Annotated in this window: 19 protein-coding genes and 2 pseudogenes; 17 read left to right on the top strand and 4 right to left on the bottom strand. The window is 65.9% G+C overall.

Annotation, left to right across the window (positions count from 1 at the left end; translation table 11 throughout):
• Positions 1–60: 60 nt before the first annotated feature.
• The 4 genes and pseudogenes from B5Y19_RS26750 to B5Y19_RS25775 all read left to right on the top strand — a co-directional run.
• Positions 61–327, top strand: a pseudogene (locus B5Y19_RS26750) (autotransporter-associated beta strand repeat-containing protein); the annotation flags it as partial.
• Between the two features lie 90 nt (positions 328–417).
• Positions 418–858 (top strand): annotated as a pseudogene (locus B5Y19_RS18190) (transposase); the annotation flags it as partial.
• Positions 859–1,392: 534 nt separating this feature from the next.
• The gene (locus tag B5Y19_RS18185) at positions 1,393–1,842 is read left to right on the top strand and encodes a MarR family winged helix-turn-helix transcriptional regulator (protein ID WP_176168655.1); all 450 of its coding nucleotides are present in this window, start codon (positions 1,393–1,395) and stop codon (positions 1,840–1,842) included.
• A gap of 5 nt (positions 1,843–1,847) precedes the next feature.
• Positions 1,848–2,234, top strand: coding sequence for a VOC family protein (locus B5Y19_RS25775; protein ID WP_139384452.1), 387 nt, complete (start codon positions 1,848–1,850; stop codon positions 2,232–2,234).
• Between the two features lie 514 nt (positions 2,235–2,748).
• Here the strand turns inward: B5Y19_RS25775 and B5Y19_RS18180 are convergent.
• A complete protein-coding gene (locus B5Y19_RS18180; protein WP_079591885.1) occupies positions 2,749–3,453 on the bottom strand; it encodes a response regulator in 705 nt (234 codons plus the stop codon).
• A 221-nt stretch (positions 3,454–3,674) separates the two neighbouring features.
• On the opposite strand from B5Y19_RS18180, the gene B5Y19_RS18175 reads away from it, so the two are divergent.
• The 10 genes from B5Y19_RS18175 (at position 3,675) to B5Y19_RS18130 (ending at position 16,936) form a co-directional block, all read left to right on the top strand.
• Complete coding sequence (locus B5Y19_RS18175; protein ID WP_244555633.1) at positions 3,675–5,330, top strand: hybrid sensor histidine kinase/response regulator; 1,656 nt, start codon at positions 3,675–3,677, stop codon at positions 5,328–5,330.
• Positions 5,331–5,491: 161 nt separating this feature from the next.
• The gene (locus B5Y19_RS26610) at positions 5,492–10,282 is read left to right on the top strand and encodes an autotransporter domain-containing protein (RefSeq protein ID WP_079591884.1); all 4,791 of its coding nucleotides are present in this window, start codon (positions 5,492–5,494) and stop codon (positions 10,280–10,282) included.
• A gap of 618 nt (positions 10,283–10,900) precedes the next feature.
• Positions 10,901–11,926 carry a phosphate ABC transporter substrate-binding protein PstS gene (gene pstS, locus B5Y19_RS18165; protein ID WP_055728126.1) on the top strand — a complete coding sequence of 342 codons (1,026 nt, stop codon included), beginning with the start codon at positions 10,901–10,903 and terminating at the stop codon, positions 11,924–11,926.
• Between the two features lie 221 nt (positions 11,927–12,147).
• Positions 12,148–13,122 carry a phosphate ABC transporter permease subunit PstC gene (gene pstC / locus B5Y19_RS18160; RefSeq protein ID WP_055728125.1) on the top strand — a complete coding sequence of 325 codons (975 nt, stop codon included), beginning with the start codon at positions 12,148–12,150 and terminating at the stop codon, positions 13,120–13,122.
• Positions 13,123–13,133: 11 nt separating this feature from the next.
• Entirely contained in the window at positions 13,134–14,018 is an 885-nt protein-coding gene (gene pstA, locus B5Y19_RS18155) for a phosphate ABC transporter permease PstA (RefSeq protein WP_055728124.1), read from the top strand.
• A gap of 38 nt (positions 14,019–14,056) precedes the next feature.
• Positions 14,057–14,863 carry a phosphate ABC transporter ATP-binding protein PstB gene (gene pstB / locus B5Y19_RS18150; RefSeq protein WP_055728123.1) on the top strand — a complete coding sequence of 269 codons (807 nt, stop codon included), beginning with the start codon at positions 14,057–14,059 and terminating at the stop codon, positions 14,861–14,863.
• Positions 14,864–14,889: 26 nt separating this feature from the next.
• A complete protein-coding gene (gene phoU / locus B5Y19_RS18145) occupies positions 14,890–15,609 on the top strand; it encodes a phosphate signaling complex protein PhoU (protein WP_055728122.1) in 720 nt (239 codons plus the stop codon).
• A gap of 149 nt (positions 15,610–15,758) precedes the next feature.
• The gene (gene phoB / locus B5Y19_RS18140; protein ID WP_055728121.1) at positions 15,759–16,457 is read left to right on the top strand and encodes a phosphate regulon transcriptional regulator PhoB; all 699 of its coding nucleotides are present in this window, start codon (positions 15,759–15,761) and stop codon (positions 16,455–16,457) included.
• An 85-nt stretch (positions 16,458–16,542) separates the two neighbouring features.
• Positions 16,543–16,722 carry a hypothetical protein gene (locus B5Y19_RS18135; RefSeq protein WP_079591897.1) on the top strand — a complete coding sequence of 60 codons (180 nt, stop codon included), beginning with the start codon at positions 16,543–16,545 and terminating at the stop codon, positions 16,720–16,722.
• A gap of 10 nt (positions 16,723–16,732) precedes the next feature.
• Positions 16,733–16,936, top strand: a complete 204-nt coding sequence (locus tag B5Y19_RS18130) for a hypothetical protein (RefSeq protein ID WP_055728120.1) — start codon at positions 16,733–16,735, stop codon at positions 16,934–16,936.
• A gap of 30 nt (positions 16,937–16,966) precedes the next feature.
• Here B5Y19_RS18130 and B5Y19_RS18125 read toward each other — a convergent pair whose 3' ends face one another.
• The 3 genes from B5Y19_RS18125 to B5Y19_RS18115 are packed head-to-tail and all read right to left on the bottom strand — an operon-like array spanning position 16,967 to position 18,636.
• The gene (locus tag B5Y19_RS18125; protein WP_079591883.1) at positions 16,967–17,251 is read right to left on the bottom strand and encodes a DUF3175 domain-containing protein; all 285 of its coding nucleotides are present in this window, start codon (positions 17,249–17,251) and stop codon (positions 16,967–16,969) included.
• Positions 17,252–17,268: 17 nt separating this feature from the next.
• Positions 17,269–17,655, bottom strand: coding sequence for a SpoIIAA family protein (locus B5Y19_RS18120; RefSeq protein ID WP_055728119.1), 387 nt, complete (start codon positions 17,653–17,655; stop codon positions 17,269–17,271).
• A 54-nt stretch (positions 17,656–17,709) separates the two neighbouring features.
• Entirely contained in the window at positions 17,710–18,636 is a 927-nt protein-coding gene (locus B5Y19_RS18115) for a LysR substrate-binding domain-containing protein (RefSeq protein WP_055728118.1), read from the bottom strand.
• Positions 18,637–18,732: 96 nt separating this feature from the next.
• Here B5Y19_RS18115 and argH point away from each other — a divergent pair, with 96 nt between their 5' ends.
• The 3 genes from argH to B5Y19_RS18100 are packed head-to-tail and all read left to right on the top strand — an operon-like array spanning position 18,733 to position 21,829.
• On the top strand, positions 18,733–20,148 hold the full coding sequence (gene argH, locus B5Y19_RS18110; protein ID WP_055728117.1) for an argininosuccinate lyase: 1,416 nt from the start codon (positions 18,733–18,735) through the stop codon (positions 20,146–20,148).
• Positions 20,145–21,038 (top strand): amino acid ABC transporter permease, encoded by an 894-nt coding sequence (locus B5Y19_RS18105; protein ID WP_055728116.1) that lies wholly within the window; start codon positions 20,145–20,147, stop codon positions 21,036–21,038. Before argH ends, B5Y19_RS18105 begins: the two co-directional genes overlap by 4 nt.
• Positions 21,035–21,829 (top strand): amino acid ABC transporter ATP-binding protein, encoded by a 795-nt coding sequence (locus tag B5Y19_RS18100; protein WP_055728115.1) that lies wholly within the window; start codon positions 21,035–21,037, stop codon positions 21,827–21,829. Before B5Y19_RS18105 ends, B5Y19_RS18100 begins: the two co-directional genes overlap by 4 nt.
• Positions 21,830–21,899: the final 70 nt, after the last annotated feature.

Below are 21,899 nucleotides of genomic sequence, written 5' to 3'. Positions count from 1 at the left end.
GCGGTGGCCGATGCGTTCTAGGCTCCACCGATCCAGCCCAGCGGATCAGGGAGAAGAGCGATGGAGTGCTTTGTCGGCTTGGACGTTTCGGTAAAGGCGACGAGTGTCTGCGTGATGGTGGCAGGCGGGACGATCATCCGGGAAGGCAAGGCGGTGTGTGGTCCCGGCCGCTTCGACTGGGGCGACTTCGTCGTCGAGCAGCCTGGCGGCATCGCATTCTTCGGGAACGATATCGTCGGCGCCGGCGGTCTGGTGAAGCGCGGGGCGGGAGAGCTCGTGCTGACCGGTAACAGCAGCTACGTCGGTGCGACGCGGATCGAGAGCGGTTTCCTCTCGGTGATGGGCAGTATCGCCTCACCGACCAGCGTCAGTGGCTCCGGCGTGCTGGCCGGTAACCGCGACATCACGCTCCCGCGCGGCGAGCGCCTGCGAATGGCGTGCCGCATGGATGCTGGAAGACAACGACCTTCGTCGGCGCGCTGAGCCTGCGTGACTTCATCGCACCCTGGGTTCTCGATGGTCCGATTTATCGCGACGCGTACGAGACCCTCCTCGAGAAGGTGCTCGTACCGGAACTGCGCCCCGGCGATACCGTGGTGATGGACAATCTCTCCAGCCACAAAAGGTCGAAGGTCCGCCAGATGATCGAGTCAGCCGGCGTCGATTTGTGCTACCTCCCGCCCTACAGCCCCCACTTCAACCCCATCGAGATGGCCTTCGCCAAGCTCCAGGCGTTGCTGCGCAAAGCCTCGGGGCGAACCCTCGACGCTCTCTGATCAGCCATCGGAACGTCATCGATTCTTCCACCCAGACGAGTGCGCCAACTACTTCAAAGCCGCGGGATACGCTCCAACTTGATCGGAGGACGAGCTAGTAAATAATTTCAGGCGCGCCCACGAAATCGGATCAAATCCAGACAGGGCCAATCGAGATCAATCGGACAACTCGTTTGACGCGGCATCGTCATAAACAAACTGCGCGCTCGCAGAAGCGCGCAGAAATTCCCGGATTTCTTGTCCAGTAAACATTCGGATTCCATCTTCATTGCTCAATGGCACACCGGTTTGACGATCGAAGACAAACCATGTCCGAACGTCATCTGGATTGTCGATGCTACAAAAATAGCGGGCAATATACCGCTCATTTCGCATCTTATTTTACTCCGCGCCTTCTAGTAGTTGCTTCATTCAATAGGATAGAATGTTTTCTGATCGGGCGCGAATAGATTCGCGGGTTGATGGCGTCTCATCGACGAACACGGTCATCCTGATCCGACCAAGACATAAAGCGCTAGGTTATTTCCTCAGCAATGGCAGATGTCTGCCATGGGCTCGACGGTGTCTCGCCTCGCTTCTCTTGACAATCTGCTTTCATGACAACATGCTGTCATCAATGACTGCAGAAATCAACGACGCGATTCAAGGCCTGGTCCTTAGGATTTTTCGGCTCGACGACGCACTGAAGGCGGCCGCTAATCGGATATCCGAGCCAGCAGGCCAGACCGGAGCGCGATGGCAAGTGCTGAACGCACTGGACGATGGCCCGAAAACGGTCGCCGAAATTGCCCGGCTCAAGAACGGCACACGGCAGGGCGTCCAAAGGATAGTCAACGAGCTTGTTGCCGACGGGGCCACGACGACTAATGAGAACCCGAAACATCGCCGGTATCCGCTCATCTGCCTGACATCCCAAGGCAGAGCGGCTCTGGAGACGATCAGAAGCGAGCGGGAGCGCTGGACGACAGCAGTTTCGGCTGCGTTGGGTCACGAAGTCGATCCGGCAGTTTTGCGCTTTTTAGATCGTTTCCGCGCCGCAGTTGAAACGACACTTTCGAATAGGTGAAAAGCATGACAGTTCCTTACCGTCCCACGGGCCAAGCTGCCGTGTCGCCCTATCTTCTTGTTTCGGATGCAGCGGGCCTGATTGCTTTTCTCAAACAGGCCTTCGGCGGCCGAGAAATTTCAAGGATCGAGGAGACGGATGGAACCGTGAGGCACGCCGCTGTGGCGATCGACGACTCGGTTGTGATGGTCGGCTCACGGAAGGTAACATTTCAGAATTCAACTCATCTGTATGTCCCGGATGTCGACGAGACCTATCGCAAGTGCGTGGCGCTGGGTGCAAAGCCCCTCAGCGAACCACGTACTTACGACTATTGTGATCGGTCCGCGGGAATACGAGACGCCTTCGGTAACGTTTGGTGGCTCGGTACATATGTGGGTGGGAGGGTTTGAGCGTTGGCCAGTAGGTCTAGTCGATGATACAGGCCGCCACCGAGCGCAGCGACACGACCAGCGCAGCGCAAAACATCTCGTCTCCCTTCGTCTCGGAGTAGACTCGAAGCTGGCGATAATCCTTTAAACGCGAATTCTCGAAGGTCGTATCCCGCCCGTTCGGGCGCCGATCACAAGCCGATCAACTTGCGCGAATCCGCAATGCAAAATGCCCGCCGAAAGGCGGGCATTCGCTCTGCGAACCAAGCTCAAGCTGACCTGACCGTGACCTGTGATCTGAGACCATCTGCTGGATCGCCGGTGCTCCAGTCGGAGAACTGCCATGTCGGAAGCGCCTCTGATCTGCACCGTCGCCATCCAACTGACCGGACCGTCGATCGTCATTCGAAAGCCAGTGAATTCGCGCGCCTCCTGTCGGTCGGCTCAATCTCGCGCCAGCTCACGAACTACGGCACTTGTCGTATTGCGTCCCGACACCCCGGCTTGCGACAGTGGCCCGCGCAGCCCGGTTGCCTCATTCAATCGGTAAACCAATACGGACCGCGAAGGCAGCAAGTTCAGCGGCGCTATGGAGGTCGAGCTTGCGCATGAGATTTTCGCGATGCTTGCGGGCAGTGAGCGGGCTGATGCCAAGGCGCGCGGCAACATCGCGGGCGGTGGCGCCTCCGGCGGTTAGGCTGAGCAGTTCGCGCTCCCGCCTCGTGAGCGCAACGTGACTGATCGCTTCGAAAGGCAGGCGGCCCGGTGTGGTATTCTGGCTGCCCTGCGCCATAACGGCTCTCAGCGGCGGGCTGAGATAGGTCTGGCCGTGCTGCAAGGCAGAGAGCGCCTCGAAGAGCTCGCCGAGATCGCCGCCCTTAACGAGGTAGCCGGCAGCACCCGCTTCCAGAGCCGCTTCCACTGTGCGCGGCTCGCTGTTCGCGGTCAGGACCAGGACCTTCACCTGCGGATGCGCACGAAGCAGCTCCCGAATGTAAGCCAACCCCATCAGACCCGGCATGCCCAGATCGAGCACCACGATGTCCGCCGACGCCCCGGCCAGCAACTGCATCAAACCAGGGCCGTCGGAAGCCTCGCCCACGATTTCGTAGGCGCCGCTTGTCGAGATCAGGAGCTTAAGCCCCTCGCGGATCAGAGCATGATCGTCGGCGAGGACGATACGAAGCACGGGGCTGCTGGTCGAAGAGCCCGGCACCTCGGAGGGGCGGCGGCGAATCATGGGCTGGATTGTCGTTCAGTCCCATCCCACAGGGTAGCCGTCGCGCGGCATCGCACCTCCACGGTTGACGCCTGCCTTCGAGTGGAAAACTGCTCGTGACGACCGCGCCGAGCCCTGAAAAACCGGTGGAGCGCCTGCACGCTGTGCTGGTCGATCTGCTCTATCGCCAGTCGCGTGCAGTCCTGCTCGCCAATCTCGTCATTCCCTGGCCCGTCGCCTATGTGCTGCGCGAGGCCGTGCCGGGCCGGCAGCTTCTCATCTGGATCGGCGCGATCTACGTTCTGACCGCTGCCCGACTACTGCTCTCCCGGCAGTATTTCCGGCGCGGTGAGGAAGATGCCGAACCGGAAACCTGGGCCCGACGCTTCACGATCCTCTCGGTGCTGTCCAGCCTGCTCTGGGGCGGGGTCGGCTGGATCGGCTTCGTCCCGTCCGAACCGCACCTTATCGCCTTCGTCTGCATCGTGCTGACCGGCATGTCCGGTGGTGCGCTGCCGGCGCTCTCAGCCTACCCGCCGGCCTACGCCGGTCTCCTGATCGCCATGCAGCTCCCCTTCGCGCTACGCTGCCTCGCGCAGGAGGGCTCGATCTATTCGGTCTATCTGGCCTTCCTGCTGTGTCTGGTCTGCGTCTATCTCTACTACAGCCTGAACGCCTATCGCTCGCTGAAGGAAACCGTATCGCTGCGCTTCGAGAACCAGGCGCTGGTGGAGCGCCTCGAGCGCGAACGTGATCGAGCGACGGCGGCCGACCGGGCCAAGACGCGTTTCCTCGCCGCCGCCAGCCACGATCTGCGCCAGCCTATCCATGCCGCCTCCCTATTCACGGCGAGCCTCGCTGCGCTGGCGCGGCGCGGCGATATCAGGGATGTCGAAGCGAAAGGCATCGCCGACAGGCTGGAGGCGGTGATCAGCTCGCTTGGCGGGCTGCTGCATGGCCTGATCGACGTGTCGCGGCTCGATGCCGGGCTCGTCCCAGTCCGGCGGAGACCAATCTCGCTCGCGCAAATGCTGTGCGACTTGCGAGAGGAATTCATGCCGCAGGCGTTGCAGCGTGGCATCGCGCTGCGCGTCGTGCCCCTCGATGTCTGGGCCGACAGCGATCCTGTCCTGCTAAAGCGGATTCTCGACAATTTCCTGTCCAACGCGCTCCGCCACGCGCCAGACGGCCGGGTGCTGATCGGCTGCCGGCGCCGCGGCAGCGCGATCGAGATCCTGGTCGTCGATACTGGGCCGGGCATTCCGTACGGGCAGCATCAGGCCGTATTCGAGGAATTTGTTCAGCTCGACAATCCGCAGCGCGACCGGGAACAGGGCCTGGGCCTCGGGCTCGCCATCGTCCGGCGCCTCGCCGGTCTGCTCGGCCACCCCATCGGGCTGCGCTCCGCGCCCGGCAAGGGATCGGCTTTCTCCGTGCGACTGCCCATGATTGCGCCGCCTGCTCTGACGCACGCGTCACCTCGACGGAGCGAAACCACCGGCCGCCTCAGGATCATGGTGGTGGATGACGACACCCAGGTGCTCGCCGGCCTCGCGACCCTGCTCGCCGCTTGGGGCTACGATTCCTTCTGTGGGGCGGATGTGGAGGAGCTCTGCCGACGCCATCAGGCGGCCGGCGCCCGGCCGGTCGATCTGATCATCGCCGACTACCGGCTTGAACGTGACTTGACCGGAAGCGAGGCGATCGCGCGTCTCGAGCTTTACCTGGGCTATCCGGTTCCAGCCCTGATCATCACTGGCGACACCTCGCCGGAGCGCCTGCGCGAATTGACCGCGACCGGGCACCGCGTGTTGCACAAGCCGGTCGCGCCGGAGCGCCTGCAGGCGGCGATCCGCGAGACCGTTCTCGACGAAGCGGCGCCGGCCAGCCCTGCCTGAGGCGAGCTCGCTGCTTCGGCGGCTGAACCCGATCGGGATTCCGGTGCCGGTCCTGTCGAAATACGACAGGTGCCGTATTTTTTGGACGCCGCCTCCCTCGTAGTCTCCCGCCTTGGCGGCTCTGCGACAGCAATGCAGATCTCCAATGCGGAGGGGATTTCATGAACGGGCTGTGCAGAATGGGCTCCGCCGTCGAGCGACGGAAGCTGGGCGATTTCGCGCAAGTTCAGCTGTCCCACGGCCGTAAGACGTATTCGCATCTCCGCCGGCGCCTGGCGCTGCGCGCGACACTTCTTTCGTCGACGGTGATTGCTGGTCTTGCCGGCCCGCCGGCGCTCGCGGGCGACTATACCTTCGTCGGTACTTTCACTGGCGCGTCCGGCTCATTATGGTCCAATACTGCAAACTGGAGCGGTGGATCGTTACCGCCCTCTGTCGCGGGAACGAACCTGCTTTTTGCACCAAGCGGTGCTCTGCATGGTAGCGTTCAAGCAGTCAACGATCGTGGTCCATTCATTCTAAGCAACATCAGAATTACCCCACCGTACTACAGCTCTCAGATTGATTTCAATCAAACAGGAAACAGCTCTCTTGTCTTTCAAGGAAGATCCACTTTTTTCGCGGACCTGGCTAACGTAACCATCAATCAGCCTGTCCGTTTGGAGGGCGATTTCACGGCCGCGGCAAATGTCTTCACATTCAACGACGTCATATCCGGACCTGGATCGCTGACGATCGGCGGAGTCCGGATGTATTTGACGGGGGCCAATACGTATTCCGGCGGCACGACTCTCAATGCCCCTCTTGTCCTTTCCGGAGCCGGTACGCTCGGCGCCAGCTCGGGAAGCACGACGATCAATTTAGGCGGCGCTCTTGATCTTGGCGGGACGAACCAAGTCCAGAATGGCGGGTTGACCCTGAAAAGAGGCTGGATCGGGAACGGGACCTTCACGTCCTCCGGCTCTTTCGCCATCGAAAGCGGAACCGTCGATGCGACATTGGCCGGCACTGGCGCCCTGACCAAGAGTACCTCGGACGTGGCCATGCTAAGCCGTGCCAATAGCTATAGCGGCGGCACGACGATTAGCGCCGGGACCTTGCAGATCGGAAATGGCGGCACCTCGGGTTCGATCTCCGGCACTGTTACCAACAATGGCTCGCTGATCTTTAATCGGCTCGACGATTTCAGCTTCGGCGGTACGATCTCAGGCTCGGGCAGCCTGACCAAGACCGGCGCCGGCATGCTGACCCTCGCTGGCGCCAGCACCTATGCTGGCGGTACGACGATCAATGCCGGTACGCTCGCTGTCGGCAACGCCCAGGCACTCGGGACGGCCGGCGTGACGCTCAATGGCGGCAAGCTCCGCAGCATCGGCGATCTGACGCTAACCAACAGTATGACATATGCCGCTAGCCAAACCAGCACAGTGGCTGCCGCGGCAGGCCGCCCCCTGACCCTTTCCGGCCGACAGACCATCCAGGCCGGTTCTGCACTCGTGTTCGGCAGCGCGAGCGAAACCGGCACGGTGGTATGGTCCAGTTTTTCCAACTTCGCGCCGTCGGCGTTTTCCCTTGAGGTCGCGGGTGGCACACTCAAGGACGGCGGCGGTGTTCTCGGTGGCCTGACCGGCCTTGCTTCGTCGACCACCGTTAGCACCGGCGCGACGCTCGACCTCACCGCCGGCGGCGGTTCCATCAAGAACCTGCAGGGCGCAGGCATGGTGGCGACGGGCGGATTGCTCGTTGTGGACAGCGGCGATTTCGGCGGCTCGATCACCGGTGCCGGGACACTGAACAAGTTCACGACCGGCAAGCTGGTCTTGTCCGGGGTCAACAGCCATGCCGGCGGCACTTTGATATCGGGCGGCGAGTTGCGCGTCGACGGCTCCCTCGGATCCGGCGCGGTGACCGTCGCCAGGCTGGGCACGCTGTCAGGCACCGGGACGATCGCCGGCCCTGTGACGGTGGGCGGCACGCTGTCGGCTGGTCATAGCCCGGGCACCCTCACCGTCGGATCGCTGGTGCTCAATAGCGGAGCGACCTCGGTGTTCGAGCTCAACAGGCCCGGCGGCATCGGCGGCAGCGATCCCGTTACCGGGAACGATTTGATCAAGGTCACGGGCGATCTGACGCTCGGCGGCAGGCTCGATGCGCGTGTCGCGGCGGCCGGCTACTACCGGTTGTTCGATTATGGTGGCACGCTCGCCGGCAGCTTCGCCAGCCAGAGCGCGACATCCACCAGAGCGGGCCTTACCGTTGCCAGCGCGGGGGTGGAGACCGGCGTCGCCGGCCAGGTCAATCTCGCGGTGTTGGGTGTCGGCCAGACCATGCAGTTCTGGGACGGGGCGAACACCACCGCCTCCGGCGGCGTCAATGGCGGCGCCGGAACCTGGACTTCGTTCGGCACCAACTGGACCACCAGCACCGGCAGCGCCAATATGGGCTGGGGCGGCTCGGTCGGCGTCTTCGCCGGCAGCGCCGGAGGCACGGTGGCCGTCTCCGGCGCACAACGCTTCGACACGCTGCAATTCTCCGCCAACGGCTATGAGCTGAGCGGCGGCACGCTCGGGATCGCGCCGGCCAGCGGCACGTTCGGCACCTTCAATGTCGATGCCGGGGTCTCGGCCAGCATCGCGTCCACCATCGCCGATGGCGGCGGTACAAGCATCGAGAAGGTCGGCGGCGGCACGCTGACCCTGACCGGCTTCAATACCTATTCCGGCGGCACGAAGATCTCGCAGGGCACGCTCGCGATCGAAGGCATCCAGCCGCTCGGCACCGGGACGGTGACCCTGAACGGCGGCACGCTGCGGATGGCAGATTGCGGCTGCGGAAGCGCCGCTCTGTCGAACGCCTTTGCCATCGGCGCCGCCGGCGGCACCCTGGATGCCGGCGAAGGCGTGCTGGAGATCGGTGGCAACATCCGCGGCGGCGGCGCCTTGACGATCACCGGCGCCGGCGGCCCGCTGGGCGGCTATGCCGCTTTCAGCGGCGACAACCGCTATGGCGGGCCGACCCGCATCACCGCCGACGGCATCCTGCTGGCGCTGTCGCCGACCGCCCTGTCGCCGAACAGCGACTATGCCGTCGACGGCATTCTCGATTCCGGCGGCTTCGACGCCACCTTGCGCTCGCTGTCGGGCGCGGCCAGCGGCCGGATCGGCAGCTCCAGCTCCGCTCCGGTCACCTTGACGGTCGCAGGAGGCGGCACGTTCGAGGGCGTCATCCTGAATGGCGGCACCGGCCCGGTCTCGCTCGTCAAGAATGGGACGGGAACGCTGACCCTCAATGGCCGGAACACCTATACCGGCGCGACGACGGTGGCGGCCGGCACGCTGGTGGTCGGCGGCGCCGGGCATGCGGGCGCGAGCCTCGCCAGTACCGTCACTGTCAATGCCGGCGGCACGCTCGGCGGCATCGGCACGGTCGGTGGGCTGATCGCCGCATCCGGCGGCACGCTCGCGCCGGGCAATTCGATCGGCACCTTGAACGTCGCCGGCAACGTCTCCTTCGCCGCCGGCTCGGCCTATCGGGTCGAGATCGACCCGGCTGGTGCGAGCGACCGCATCGCAGCGAGCGGCACTGCGACGCTGACGGGCGGTACCGTGATGGTCGAGAAGGCGCCGGGCTCCTATGTGCCCGGCACACGCTATACGATCCTGACGGCCGCGGGCGGGGTGAGCGGCACCTTTGCCGGCCTGACACAGAACCTGCCCTTCATCGCGCTCGGCCTGAGTTATGATCCAGGCAATGTCTATCTCGACATCGCCCGCAATCAGGTCTCCTTCGCGTCCGTTGGCCTGACCCGCAACCAGATCGCGACGGGCACTGCGGTCGAGGGGCTGGGACAGGGCAACACCCTCTATGACGCCGTGGCCCAGCAGGCGAGCCCAGGCGCGGCGCGCCAGGCCTTCGATGCGCTCTCGGGCGAGATCCATGCCTCGGCCAAGAGCGCGCTCGTCGAAGAAAGTTGGCTGTTGCGCGGCGCGATGAACGACCGCCTGCGCTCGGCCTCGGGCAGCGTCGGCGCGGCGCCGATGGCAACGCTGAACTACGGTTTCAGCGCCGATCTCGCTCCGGGCGTGACGGGGCCGATACCAACGCTCAGGTCCGACCGCTTCGCGGTCTGGGGCCAGGGCTATGGCGCCTGGGGCAGGAGCGATGCGGACGGCAATGCCGCCAAGCTGACGCGCTCGACCGGCGGCTTTCTGATCGGCGTCGATGCGGCCGTGTTCGACACGCTGCGCTTCGGCCTGCTCGCCGGCTACGGCCGCAGCCGGTTCGACGTGAACGGCCGGCTCTCTTCGGGCGAGAGCGACAACTACCATCTCGGCCTCTATGGCGGCGGGGAGTGGGGGGCGCTCAGCCTGCGCACCGGCCTGAGCTACACTTGGCACGACCTCTCGACCCGCCGCAGCGTCGTCTCGGCCGGGCTCGGCGATACTTTGCGGGCCGACTACGATGCCGGCACGGCGCAGGCCTTCGGCGAACTCGGCTATCGCATCGACCTCGGCCAGACTGCTCTGGGCCAGATCGCGCTCGAACCCTTCGCGGGCCTGGCCTATGTCGTCTTGCACAGCGACCGGTTCACCGAGCGCGGCGCGGCTGCAGCGCTGTCTGGGAACAATGACGAGACCAGTCTCGGCTATGCGACGCTCGGCCTGCGCGCGGCGACGACGACCCGCCTGTTGGGCATGGACCTGACCTTGCGCGGCGGGCTCGGTTGGCGCCATACCTTCGGTAACGTCGATCCGAAGACGACGCTGGCTTTCGCCGGCAGCAATCCGTTCGCCATCGCCGGTCTGCCGATCGCGCGCGACGCCGCTTTGGTCGAGGCCAGGCTCGACCTCGGGCTCGCCACCGGCGTCACCCTCGGCGCCTCCTATGCCGGCCAGCTCGCGCAGGACGCCCAGGACCACGCCTTCAAGGGTGTGCTCGCGGTGAGGTTTTGAGGCGGGCTTAAACCTGGCCGCCTAGTTGGGGGTGCGGGCAAGCCGCAAAACAAATGGCCGTAAGCAGCCCTTCCGAGCGCCTGAGGACGGGGCGAGAGCTACCAGTCAACGGGTCTGTGACGAAGCCCGCTGCCCCTTCGACAAGCGTATTTAATTCCGGCCTGACGGATACTGGCTGACGCGTGGCGTTCCGGGGCGTTTGGAGTGCCAGCCGTTCCGAGTGCCCGCGTCTTGATCGGCTGAAAAGCAAAGCGCCGCCCGGCTTGATGGCCCGGCGGCGCAGGTCAGATTGCGGAATTTTTCCTAGAATCGAGGCAACGTTATGCCTCTCTTTTCACCGGCTTGGCAGTCGGGCGGCGCGGCCCGGTTGTGTAACGGCGGTCAGCGCAAATGCGACAAGTCCCAAAACGTTGCTTGCGCAGTACGGGAATTGAAGGCCAAGGTAATCCCTCTGCTGCCAAACTTTGCGCCTCTAGGTGCCATGCCCTCGCTTGTGGTGCCAATGTTAGCGCAGCCTGAGAGTTCATGACAGTTTTCATGACGGAGTGTCATTTGGCTGTCATATAGAGGGTGTTCTGACAGGGCCGCTGCAAACAGCGACCCAGAGAGGACATCTCAATGCGCAAGATTCTCGTTCTCGCGGCCGTTGCCGCCGGGATCGCCGGTTCCGCCCAGGCCGCCGACATCACCGGCGCCGGCGCGACCTTCCCCTTCCCGATCTATTCGAAGTGGGCCGAGGCCTACAAGAAGGAGGCGGGCGTCGGGCTCAACTATCAGTCGATCGGCTCCGGCGGCGGCATCCGCCAGATCAAGGCGAAGACCGTCGCCTTCGGCGCGACCGACGCTCCGCTCAAGGGCGAGGACCTCAGCAAGGACGGCCTGATCCAGTTCCCGACCGTGATGGGCGGCGTCGTTCCGGCCGTGAACATCGCCGGCGTCGAGCCGGGCAAGCTCAAGCTCTCGGGCGAGATCATCGCGCAGATCTATCTGGGCGACATCAAGAAGTGGAACGACCCGAAGATCGCGGCGCTGAATGCCGGCCTGACCCTGCCCGACGCCAACATCAACCCGGTCTATCGCTCGGACGGCTCGGGCACGACCTTCGTCTTCACCGACTACCTCTCCAAGGTCTCGGCCGACTGGAAGTCGAAGATCGGCGCCAACACCGCCGTGCAGTGGCCGGTCGGCATCGGCGGCAAGGGCAATGAGGGCGTCTCCGCCTCGGTCAAGCAGGTCGCCAACTCGATCGGCTATGTCGAATACGCTTATGCCAAGCAGAACAAGCTCTCGCACGCCCTGGTGAAGAATGCCGACGGCAACTTCCCGGCTCCCGAGGAGAAGGCCTTCCAGGCCGCCGCCGCCAACGCCAACTGGAGCGAGCAGCCGGGCTTCGGCATCTCGCTGAACAACCAGAAGGGCGCGGAAGCCTGGCCGATCACCTCGGCGACCTTCATCCTCGTCCATGCCAAGCCGGAGAAGCCGGAAGAGGTGCAGGCCGCGCTGAAGTTCTTCGACTGGGCCTATAAGGGCGGCGACAAGCTGGCGAGCGACCTCGACTACGTCGCCCTGCCGGCGAACGTGAAGGACCAGGTCCGCAACGCCTGGAAGGGCGTGACCGACAACGCCGGCAAGCCGATCTTCTGATCGCTGCCAGCCGACGTAGGCGAGGCGGGCCTGTCCCGCCTCGCCCTATGCTTAAAGCCCTCATCCTGAGGAGCCGCGGAAGGCGGCGTCCCGAAGGACGATCCCGAGCGCAGCAGAGCATCCTGTGAGATGCGCTCCTGAGGATGAGGGCTGAGGTGGACTCCAGGCCGCGCAGGTGGTTTGGAGCTGCCTCGCCCGAGATACGACCGGAGCCTCCGCGGATGACCGCAGCGACCGACATGACCAGAATTCCCGGCGCGGCGCCTGCCGCCCGCAAGACGCCGAAGGCGGGGTTCGACCTCGCCTTCCGCAACGCCAGCTTCGCGGCGGCGCTGTTCGTGCTGGTGCTGCTCGCCGGGATCATGATCTCGATGGTCATCGGCGGCTGGCCGGCTTTCCGCGAATTCGGCCTCGGCTTCATCACCTCCAGCGTCTGGGACACCCAGAACGAGCAGTACGGTGCCTGGCCGGCGATCGTCGGCACGCTGGCAACCGCCTTGATCGCGCTGGTGATCGGCGTGCCGCTCTCGCTCGGCATCGCGGTCTACCTGACCCAGCTCGCGCCGCCCTGGTTCAAGAAGCCGGTCGGCACCGCGATCGAGCTGCTCGCCGCCGTGCCCTCGATCATCTACGGCATGTGGGGCCTGTTCGTCTTCGTGCCCCTCTTCGCGGCCTATGTGCAGATCCCGCTCTCGAACCTCGTCGAGGGCATGCCGATCGTTGGCACGGTGCTCTATGCCCGCTCGCCCTCGGGGCTCGGCATCTTCACGGCCGGCTTCATCCTGGCCTTCATGATCATCCCCTTCATCGCCTCGATCACCCGCGACATGCTGGAGCAGATCCCGTCGGTGCTGCGCGAGAGCGCCTATGGCATCGGGGCGACGACCTGGGAGGTCGTGCGCCATGTGCTGGTGCCGCAGGCGGGCGTCTCGATCATCGGGGCGATCATGCTGGGCCTGGGCCGCGCGCTCGGCGAGACGATGGCGGTGACCTTCGTCGTCGGCAACGCCAACCGGCTTTCGCCCTCGCTGCTCGACCCCGGCTCGACCATCGCCTCGCGCATCGCCAACGAGTTCAACGAGGCGCTGGGCCTGCAGCTCAACGCGCTGATCGCGCTCGGCTGCATCCTGTTCTTCGTCACCTTCGTCGTCCTCGTCATCGCGCGCCTGCTGGTCTCGCGCGTGAAGCGCTACTGAGGTCCCGGGCCATGACCATGACGACCACGCCTCGCGAATTGCCCCACGCCCCTTGGGGGCGCGTCCGCAAGTCCCGCCGCACCGCCGATCGCGCGATGAAGATCATCGCCGCCGGCTTCACCTTCTGCGCCATCTTCGTGCTGTTCTGGATCCTCGGCATGCTGCTGGTGAAGGGCATCGGCGGGCTCTCGCTCGCCACCTTCACGGCGGTGACCCCCGGGCCGGGCACCGAGGGCGGCGGCCTCGCCAACGCCATCGTCGGCTCCTTCGTGCTGACCTTCCTCGGCATCGCGATCGCGACCCCGATCGGCGTGCTCGCCGGCACCTGGCTCGCCGAATATGGCCGCGGCTCCAAGCTCGCCAACCTGATCCGCTTCATCAACGACATCCTGCTCTCGGCACCGTCGATCCTGATCGGCCTGTTCGTCTACGTCATCCTGGTCGAGCCGTTCCGCGGCTATTCCGGCTGGGCCGGCGGCGTCGCGCTCGGCATCATCGCGATCCCGGTCATCGTGCGCACCACCGAGGACATGCTGAACCTGGTGCCCGGCGCGCTGCGCGAGGCCGGCGCGGCGCTCGGCGCGCCGCCCTCGGTCGTCATCACAAGCGTGACCTGGCGCGCGGCCAAGGCCGGCATGGTGACCGGCATCCTGCTGGCGCTGGCGCGCATCGCCGGCGAGACGGCGCCGCTGCTCTTCACTGCGCTCAACAACAATTTCTGGTTCTCGCCGAGCCTCGTCGGCGGCGTCTCGAACCTGCCGGTGACGATCTACCAGTTCGCCTCGGCGCCCTACGAGAACTGGCAGCAGCTCGCCTGGGCCGGTTCGCTGATCATCACGATTTCGATCCTGCTGCTCTCGATCATCGCCCGGCGCGTCGTTAGCGGCGGCAAATAGGCTTGAATCCAACCCGGTCGCTCGCGACCTTGAGGACCATGTCGATGCTTTCGACCCTTGAACTCTCCCCGCAGACGCTCGATGCCGAGGCGCCCGTCCGGATCGCGGTGAAGAACCTCGATTTCTACTACGGCGAGCACAAGGCGCTGAAGAACGTCAATCTCGACTTCCGCGACCGCCACGTCACGGCGCTGATCGGCCCCTCGGGCTGCGGCAAGTCGACCCTGCTGCGCATCTTCAACCGCATCTACTCGCTCTATCCGGAGCAGCGCGCCGAGGGCGAGATCCTGCTCGACGGGCGCAACATCATCGGCAAGGACGTCGATGTGAACGAGCTGCGCTCGCGGGTCGGCATGGTCTTCCAGAAGCCGACGCCATTCCCGATGTCGATCTACGACAATGTCGCCTTCGGCATCCGCCTCTACGAGAAGCCGCCGAAGTCTGAGCTCGACGACCGCGTCGAAGGCGCGCTGCGCCGCGCCGCGCTCTGGGACGAGGTCAAGGACAAGCTCAAGAGCTCCGGCATGGGCCTTTCGGGCGGCCAGCAGCAGCGCCTGTGCATCGCGCGCACCATCGCGCAGCACCCGGAAGTGATCCTGTTCGACGAGCCGACCTCGGCGCTCGACCCGATCTCGACCGGCAAGATCGAGGACCTGCTGGAGCAGCTCAAGAGCGACTTCACCATCGCCATCGTCACTCACAACATGCAGCAGGCGGCGCGCATCTCGCAGTACACCGCCTTCATGTATCTCGGCGAGGTCATCGAGTTCGCGCCGACGAACACGATCTTCATGAACCCCGCCAAGAAGCAGACGCAGGATTACGTCACCGGCCGCTTCGGCTGAACGAAGCCGGGGCAGAGGACAACGCCATGACCGACCACATCGTCCGTTCCTACGACGCCGACCTCGAAGGCATCCGCCGCAGCCTCGCCGAGATGGGCGGGATGGCCGAGCGCATGCTGGGCGATTCGACCGTGGCGCTGGTACGCCGCGACACCGGGCTCGCCCAGAAGGTGATCACCGCCGACCAGCGCCTCGACAACCTCCAGCGCGAGGTCGAGGAGAAGGCGGTGCTGACCATCGCCCGCCGCCAGCCGCTGGCGCAGGATCTGCGGGAGCTGATCTCGGCGATCCGGCTCGCCTCCGACATCGAGCGCGTCGGCGATCTCGCCAAGAACATCGCCAAGCGCGCCGTCGCCATCGCCGGCCAGTTCCAGCCGCCGCACCGCGCCGTCGTCGGGCTGGAGCACATCAGCCGTCTCGTCCAGGCCCAGCTCAAGGACGTGCTCGACGCCTATGCCGCGACCAACGAGCAGAAGGCGCTCGAGGTCTGGCGCCGCGACGACGAGATCGACGCGCTCTACACCTCGCTGTTCCGCGAACTCCTGACCTACATGATGGAAGATCCGCGCAACATCACCTTCTGCACGCATCTGCTGTTCTGCGCGAAGAACATCGAGCGCATCGGCGACCACACCACCAACATCGCCGAGACGATCCACTATCTCGTCACCGGCGATTCCCTCGACGTGAACCGGCCGAAGCTCGACACGACCAATATCGAGGTCGAAGCGGTGACCGGGAACTGAACGAACAAGAAGTGCCGTAGCCTTTCCGTCATGGTCGGGCTTGTCCCGACCATCCACGTCTTCGCCTCTTCAGGCGCTGTTCAAGACGTGGATGCTCGCCACAAGGGCGAGCATGGCGGCGGGCTCGAATGACGGACGGAAAAAGAAGCATGGCCGCACGCATCCTGATCGTCGAGGACGAGGAGCCGCTCACCCTGCTGCTGCGCTATAATCTCGAAGCCGAGGGCTTTGAGGTCGACAGCGTCGCGCGCGGGGACGATGCGGAGCTGCACCTGCGCGATCACACCCCCGATCTCGTGCTGCTCGACTGGATGTTGCCGGGTCTCTCGGGCATCGAGCTCTGCCGCCGGCTGCGCTCGCGCCGCGACACGGAGCGGGTGCCGATCATCATGCTGACGGCGCGCGGCGAGGAGACCGAGCGCGTGCGCGGGCTCGCCACCGGCGCCGACGACTATGTGGTGAAGCCCTTCTCCCTGCCGGAGCTGATCGCGCGCATCCAGGCGCTCCTGCGCCGGGCGAAGCCCGGTCACGTCGCCGGGCTGCTCTCGGCCGGCGACCTCGAGCTCGACCGCACGACGCGGCGCGTCCGCCGCGCCGGCAGCGAGCTGCATCTCGGGCCGACCGAGTTCCGTCTGCTCGAATTCCTGATGCAGGCGCCGGGCCGGGTCTATTCCCGCGCGCAGCTGCTCGACGCCGTCTGGGGCCGCGACGTCTATATCGACGAGCGCACCGTCGACGTCCATGTCGGGCGCTTGCGCAAGGCGATCACCCCGGCCAATGCCAAGGATCCGCTCCGGACGGTGCGCGGCGCCGGCTACGCCTTCGACGAGACTTTCGCGCGCAGCTGAGCGCCCGGCTTTTCCTCACGAACCTTCCGCGCTTGCCGGCGTTGACTCCCAAGGCAGCCAGCGAGAGGAGGCCACCGTGAGCAAGATGCCGCCGCTCCCACCCGCCAATCGCAGCGACAAGGGCCCGGGCGAGCCGGACCATGCCGCGCATGACGTCAGGCGCGCCCAGCAGGGCGAGCGCCGCCCGAGCCATCCCGACCAGCAGGGACAGCAGGGCAATACCCGCATCAATACGACCCATCAGGGTCTCCAGCAGGACCGTTGAGGAGGCTGCGATGTCCACCTCCAGGAAGGCTCCGCAGACCATCCGGCACGGCGGTCCCGGATCGGCCCACGAGAATGCCAAGAAGCCGCTGGAGATCCGCAAGCCGCAGCCCGACGAGGATGCGCGCCACCGTTCGCACATCTCCGGCGGCGGCGGCGAACGCGACAGCCATCACGCGCATGATCCTGCCCGCAAGGGTGGCCGCGAGGCGTGATGTTTCTGGTGACGCCGGCGCGCGCCGGCGTCACGCCTCGCGATGGAAGAGGCGGCGCAGGCTGTGCTTGGCGCTTTCCAGGACATGGCGCCTTCCAGCCGGAAGATTGCTGCCGGCACGGTTGATGTAGAAGGTCAGCATCGACATCGCCGAGCGATAGGGGCTCGCCTTGCGCCGGCGGCTGCGTTCGGCGGAGCGCTTCAGGGAGCGGGCGATCCGGCGCGGATCGTCCTGCTTGAAGATCTCGCTTTCGAGGTCGAGCGCGTCGCTCCCGCGGGTCACCTGCGCCGACCAGCGATGCTTGCGGGTGGGCATGGCCTTCTCCCCTGCGATCAGGCGTTCGGGCCGCCTTCGATATCGCCGGCCCAGGTCAGCGCGGCCTCGTAGTCCTGCGGCTTGAAGGTGCGCACGGTGACGAAGGGCAGTGCCGGGTTGAGCAGGTCGACGAAGGCGGTGAGCCAGCCCTTGTCGGTGATCACCGCCTCGCGCGGGAAGCGGCGCAGCTCCCAGAGCTTGCCGAGGCTGTAGCGCGCATCCTTCCAGGCGGCGGCCAGCGTCATGTCGGTGAAGTCGGTGAGATCGGCCAGGATGCCGATCTTCTCGTGGCGGGCGAGCTTGGCATCGATATCGGCCATGATCCGGTCGAGGTCCTCGGCCGTCAGCGTCTGCGACAGCCGATAGGCGCCGACATGGTCCGGGGCGGGCAGAATGGTGAGCATGGCTCCTCCTTGCCGGAGACAACGCGCGGCTGCGGCGGAGGTTTCGCCAGCCGCTCAGGCCGCGGCCGATGGAGCCCGGGTCGCGGCGTCGAAGCGCTCCGCCTCGGCCCGCAGCCAGGTGACGAATTCATCGAGGCCGGGGCGCTGCGGCTGGCCGAGCGGGCGGGTGAGCCAGCAGCCTGTCGCGCTGGTGAAGCCGAGCCCGAGCGGATTGACCAATTCGCCTGACGCCAGCTCCTCGGCGACGTAGCAGCGCGGCGTCAGCGCGACGCCGAGCCCGGCGAGGGCGGCGCTGATGATGACGGAGTAATAGCCGTAGCGGACGGTATGCTCGGGCACGGCGCCGCGCAGGCCGTGAGCCTCGGTGAACTCGGCCCAGAAGGTCGGCATCTGGAAATGCTGGAGCAGGGTCATCTTCTGGATGTCGGCGGCGCGGCGGAAGCCGCCCATGCGCTCCAGCAGGCTCGGCGCGGCGACGAGCGCGACGTCGCGGCCGAACAGATAGTGAGCCTCCTTGCCGGGCCAGGGCGGGATGCCGTGGTTGATCTCGATGTCCGGCTCCTCGGTCTCGCTCTCGCTGACATAGTTGGTGAACTGGACGTCGACGCCGGGATGCGCCTCGGCAAAGGCCGGAAAGCGCGCCATCAGCCAGCGCTCGCCGACGATCGCGACCATGTGCAGCCGGATCGGCCGCGCGATCGCCCCGCGCTCGGCGAGCCGCATGGCGCCGCGCTCCATCTGCTCCAGCGCCGCTTCGGCATAGGGCAGGTAGATCGCGCCGGCCTCGGTCAGCTTCAGGCCGAGCGGGCTGCGCTCGAACAGCACGCTGCCGAGATGGTGCTCCAGCGAGAGGATCTGCTTGGAGACGGCGCTCTGGGTGAGGTTGACGGCCTGGGCGGCGCGGGCGGTCGAGCCCAGCCGCGCCACGGTGGTGAAGGCCCGCAGCGCGGTCGATGAGGGAGGCGGCCGGCCGGCGGCCATGGGGTATTCCTTTTCGGACTATCGTGGCGGAGATCGTTTCGTTTGCTGGCGTCTCGGTCAAGAGGCCATTCTTCCCCTACGGGAGGAACGACCATCATGAACCAGACGACCCGCCTGTGGGGCGGACGCTTCCGCAAGCCGCCGGATCCGCGGCTGATGAAGCTCTCGAGCGCGGCCGGCGAGCATGCCCGGCTGGTGCCGCAGGACGTGGCGGGCGGCAAGGCCCATGCGGCGGAGCTCGCGCGGGCCGGGCTGCTGACGGCCCAGGAACTCGACACCATCCTGGCCGCGCTCGACGCGATCGTGCGCGACACGGCGGAGGGGCGCGTTGCCCCGGGCCCGCAGGATGAGGATGTCCACACCTTCATCGAGCGCGTCCTGACCGAGCGGATCGGCTCGACCGGCGCCAAGCTCAGGGCCGGGCGCTCGCGCAACGACCAGGCCGCCAACAACCTCAAGCTCTATCTGCGCGCGAAGTCGCGCTCGCTGGCGGCGATGCTGGCGGAGCTGCTGACGGCGATCGCCGACCAGGCAGAGACGCATGCCGCTTCCGTCTGCCCCGGCTTCACTCATCTCCAGAGCGCGCAGCCGGTCACCTTCGGCCATTGGCTGATGGCGCATGGCCAGGTGCTGATGCGTGATGCCTCGCGCCTCGCCGACTGGGAGAAGCGCTCGGGCCAGTCCCCGCTCGGCGCGGCGGCGCTGGCCGGCTCGGCGATCGCGCTCAACCCCGGCCTCAGCGCCAAGGCGCTCGGCTATGACGAGCCGTTCGAGAACTCGGTCGATGCGGTCGGCGCGCGCGACCATGTCGCGGAATTCCTGTTCGTCGCGGCCATGCTGACGACCAATCTGTCGCGGCTCGCCGAGGAGGTGACGCTCTGGGCTTCCAGGCAATTCGCCTGGGTGACGCTGGACGACGCCTTCGCCACCGGCTCCTCGATCATGCCGCAGAAGAAGAACCCGGATATCGCGGAAATCTCGCGCGGGCGGGCGTCGCGGCTGACCGGCGACCTCGTCGCCATGCTCGGGGCATTGAAGGGGCTGCCGCTTTCCTATAACCGCGACCTCGCCGAGGACAAGCGCGCCGCCTTCGACGCCGTCGACGTGCTGGAAGAGGTGCTGCCGGCCTTCGGCGGGCTGATCGCCAGCATGACCGCCGATGTCGAGACGATGCGCGCCCAGGCGGGCACCGGCTTCGCGCTGGCGACCGAGGTGGCGGATCATCTCGCCCGCAAGGGCGTGCCTTTCGCCGAGGCGCATGAGATCACGGGGGCGCTGGTGCGCTATTGCGAGGAAATGGGGCGTGAGCTGGAGACGCTCGACGGGGTCGATCTCCGGGCGGTCGATCCGCGGCTCGATGCCGGCGTGCTCGACCATCTGACGCTGGACGCCGCCGTCGCGGCCCGCAGCGGCCATGGCGGCACGGCGCCCGAGCGGGTGCGCGAGCAGATCGCCCGCTTCCGCGGCAAGCTCGCCGCCCTCGAAGCCTGGAGCCGGGAGACCGCGCGATGAGCGACGCCACCTCGCCGATCAGCAGCCGCGACCTCGCCGCTGTCGCCAATCTCAGAATCGTGCCGCGGCGCTTCTACGGGCGCTGGGTCGCGGTGGCCGCGATCCTCGCCATTCTCGCCTGGCTGGTGATGGCCTTCGTCGAGGGCGACATCGCCTGGCCTGTGGTCGGGCAGTTCTTCACGGCGCCGGCGATCCTTTCCGGCCTCGGCAACACGCTAATCATGACCGTCTGCGCGATGACGCTCGGCATCGTGCTCGGCGTGATCTTCGCCATCATGTACATGTCGCCGAACCCGGTGCTGCGCGGCGTCGCGCTGTTCTACATCTGGTTCTTCCGTGGCACGCCGCTGCTGCTGCAGCTGCTGATCTGGTTCAACCTGGCGCTGGTCTTCCCGACCATCGGCATTCCCGGCGTGTTCTCCTGGCGCACGATCGACATCATCGGCCCGTTCATGGCGACGCTGCTCGGGCTAGGCATGAACCAGGGCGCCTACACCGCCGAGGTGGTGCGCGGCGGCATCCTCTCCGTCGATGCCGGCCAGACCGAGGCCGCCAAGGCGATCGGCATGACGCGGCTGACGACGCTGCGCCGGATCGTGCTGCCGCAGGCGATGCGCGTCATCATCCCGCCGGTCGGGAACGAGGTGATCAGCATGGTCAAGCTGACCTCGGTGGCGAGCGTGATCCAGTATGCCGAGATCCTGCGCAACGCGCAGACGATCTACTATGCCAATGCCCGCGTGATCGAGCTGCTGATCGTCGCCGCCGGCTGGTACCTGCTCGTGGTGACGCTGCTGCAGATCGGACAATATTTCCTCGAACGCCACTTCTCGAAGGGGCGGGGAGGGCGGCGCGCCAAGCGCGCCGCGGTTCAGGAGGAAGCGGCATGAGCGCGGTGGAAACCACGGCGAAGGCCGATCATGCGATCGTCACGATCGCGAATGTCAGCAAGTTCTTCGGGCCGCTGAAGGCGCTGAACAACGTCTCGCTGGCGATCGAGCCCGGCACCGTCCAGTGCATCATCGGGCCGTCCGGCTCCGGCAAGTCGACGCTGCTGCGCTGCATCAACCAGCTCGAGAAGATCGACCAGGGCGCGATCCGCGTCGATGGTGAGCTGATCGGCTACCGCCGCGTCGGCGACGAACTGCACGAACTGACCGATCCGGAGGTCGCGCGCCAGCGCCTGGTCACCGGCATGGTCTTCCAGCGCTTCAACCTGTTCAACCACATGACGGCGTTGCAGAACATCATCGAAGGGCCGCTCACCGTGCTGAAGCGGCCGCGCAAGGAGATCGTCGCCGAGGCGATGGCGCTGCTCGAGCGCGTCGGCCTCGCCGAGAAGCGCGACTCCTATCCGAGCGAGCTCTCGGGCGGGCAGCAGCAGCGCATCGCGATCGCCCGCGCGCTGGCGATGAAGCCCAAGCTGATGCTGTTCGACGAGCCGACCTCGGCGCTCGACCCCGAGCTCGTCGGCGAGGTGCTCAACGTCATGCGCGACCTCGCCGCCTCCGGCATGACCATGATCGTGGTCACGCACGAACTCGGCTTCGCCCGCGAGGTGGCCGGCGACGTCGTCTTCATGGACAAGGGCGAGCTCGTCGAGCAGGGCCCGCCGCAGACCGTCCTCGTCGCGCCGAAGCAGGCGCGCACGCGCGACTTCATCGCCGCCGTCCTGAAGTGACGACGGCGACATTCTTGGAATTCAACGCATTGCTTGCGCGAAAAACCGGATCCCATTTTCTCGCGCAATG

This window comes from Allobosea thiooxidans (assembly GCF_900168195.1).
Classification (GTDB): domain Bacteria; phylum Pseudomonadota; class Alphaproteobacteria; order Rhizobiales; family Beijerinckiaceae; genus Allobosea; species Allobosea thiooxidans.
The sequence above is the reverse complement of the archived record's forward strand: the minus strand, read 5'-3'. Positions and strand labels throughout refer to the sequence as shown.

Excerpts from the sequence above, each read along its gene's own strand:
- B5Y19_RS18130 (WP_055728120.1), top strand. The coding sequence starts at position 16,733 with ATGTCCACCTCCAGGAAGGCTCCGCAGACCATCCGGCACGGCGGTCCC.
- B5Y19_RS18135 (WP_079591897.1), top strand. The coding sequence starts at position 16,543 with ATGCCGCCGCTCCCACCCGCCAATCGCAGCGACAAGGGCCCGGGCGAG.
- B5Y19_RS25775 (WP_139384452.1), top strand. The coding sequence starts at position 1,848 with ATGACAGTTCCTTACCGTCCCACGGGCCAAGCTGCCGTGTCGCCCTAT.
- B5Y19_RS18120 (WP_055728119.1), bottom strand. The coding sequence starts at position 17,655 with ATGCTCACCATTCTGCCCGCCCCGGACCATGTCGGCGCCTATCGGCTG.
- pstA (WP_055728124.1), top strand. The coding sequence starts at position 13,134 with ATGACCATGACGACCACGCCTCGCGAATTGCCCCACGCCCCTTGGGGG.
- pstB (WP_055728123.1), top strand. The coding sequence starts at position 14,057 with ATGTCGATGCTTTCGACCCTTGAACTCTCCCCGCAGACGCTCGATGCC.
- pstC (WP_055728125.1), top strand. The coding sequence starts at position 12,148 with ATGACCGCAGCGACCGACATGACCAGAATTCCCGGCGCGGCGCCTGCC.
- phoU (WP_055728122.1), top strand. The coding sequence starts at position 14,890 with ATGACCGACCACATCGTCCGTTCCTACGACGCCGACCTCGAAGGCATC.
- B5Y19_RS18125 (WP_079591883.1), bottom strand. The coding sequence starts at position 17,251 with ATGCCCACCCGCAAGCATCGCTGGTCGGCGCAGGTGACCCGCGGGAGC.
- pstS (WP_055728126.1), top strand. The coding sequence starts at position 10,901 with ATGCGCAAGATTCTCGTTCTCGCGGCCGTTGCCGCCGGGATCGCCGGT.
- B5Y19_RS18105 (WP_055728116.1), top strand. The coding sequence starts at position 20,145 with ATGAGCGACGCCACCTCGCCGATCAGCAGCCGCGACCTCGCCGCTGTC.
- B5Y19_RS18185 (WP_176168655.1), top strand. The coding sequence starts at position 1,393 with ATGACTGCAGAAATCAACGACGCGATTCAAGGCCTGGTCCTTAGGATT.
- B5Y19_RS18180 (WP_079591885.1), bottom strand. The coding sequence starts at position 3,453 with ATGATTCGCCGCCGCCCCTCCGAGGTGCCGGGCTCTTCGACCAGCAGC.
- phoB (WP_055728121.1), top strand. The coding sequence starts at position 15,759 with ATGGCCGCACGCATCCTGATCGTCGAGGACGAGGAGCCGCTCACCCTG.
- B5Y19_RS26610 (WP_079591884.1), top strand. The coding sequence starts at position 5,492 with ATGAACGGGCTGTGCAGAATGGGCTCCGCCGTCGAGCGACGGAAGCTG.
- argH (WP_055728117.1), top strand. The coding sequence starts at position 18,733 with ATGAACCAGACGACCCGCCTGTGGGGCGGACGCTTCCGCAAGCCGCCG.
- B5Y19_RS18115 (WP_055728118.1), bottom strand. The coding sequence starts at position 18,636 with ATGGCCGCCGGCCGGCCGCCTCCCTCATCGACCGCGCTGCGGGCCTTC.
- B5Y19_RS18100 (WP_055728115.1), top strand. The coding sequence starts at position 21,035 with ATGAGCGCGGTGGAAACCACGGCGAAGGCCGATCATGCGATCGTCACG.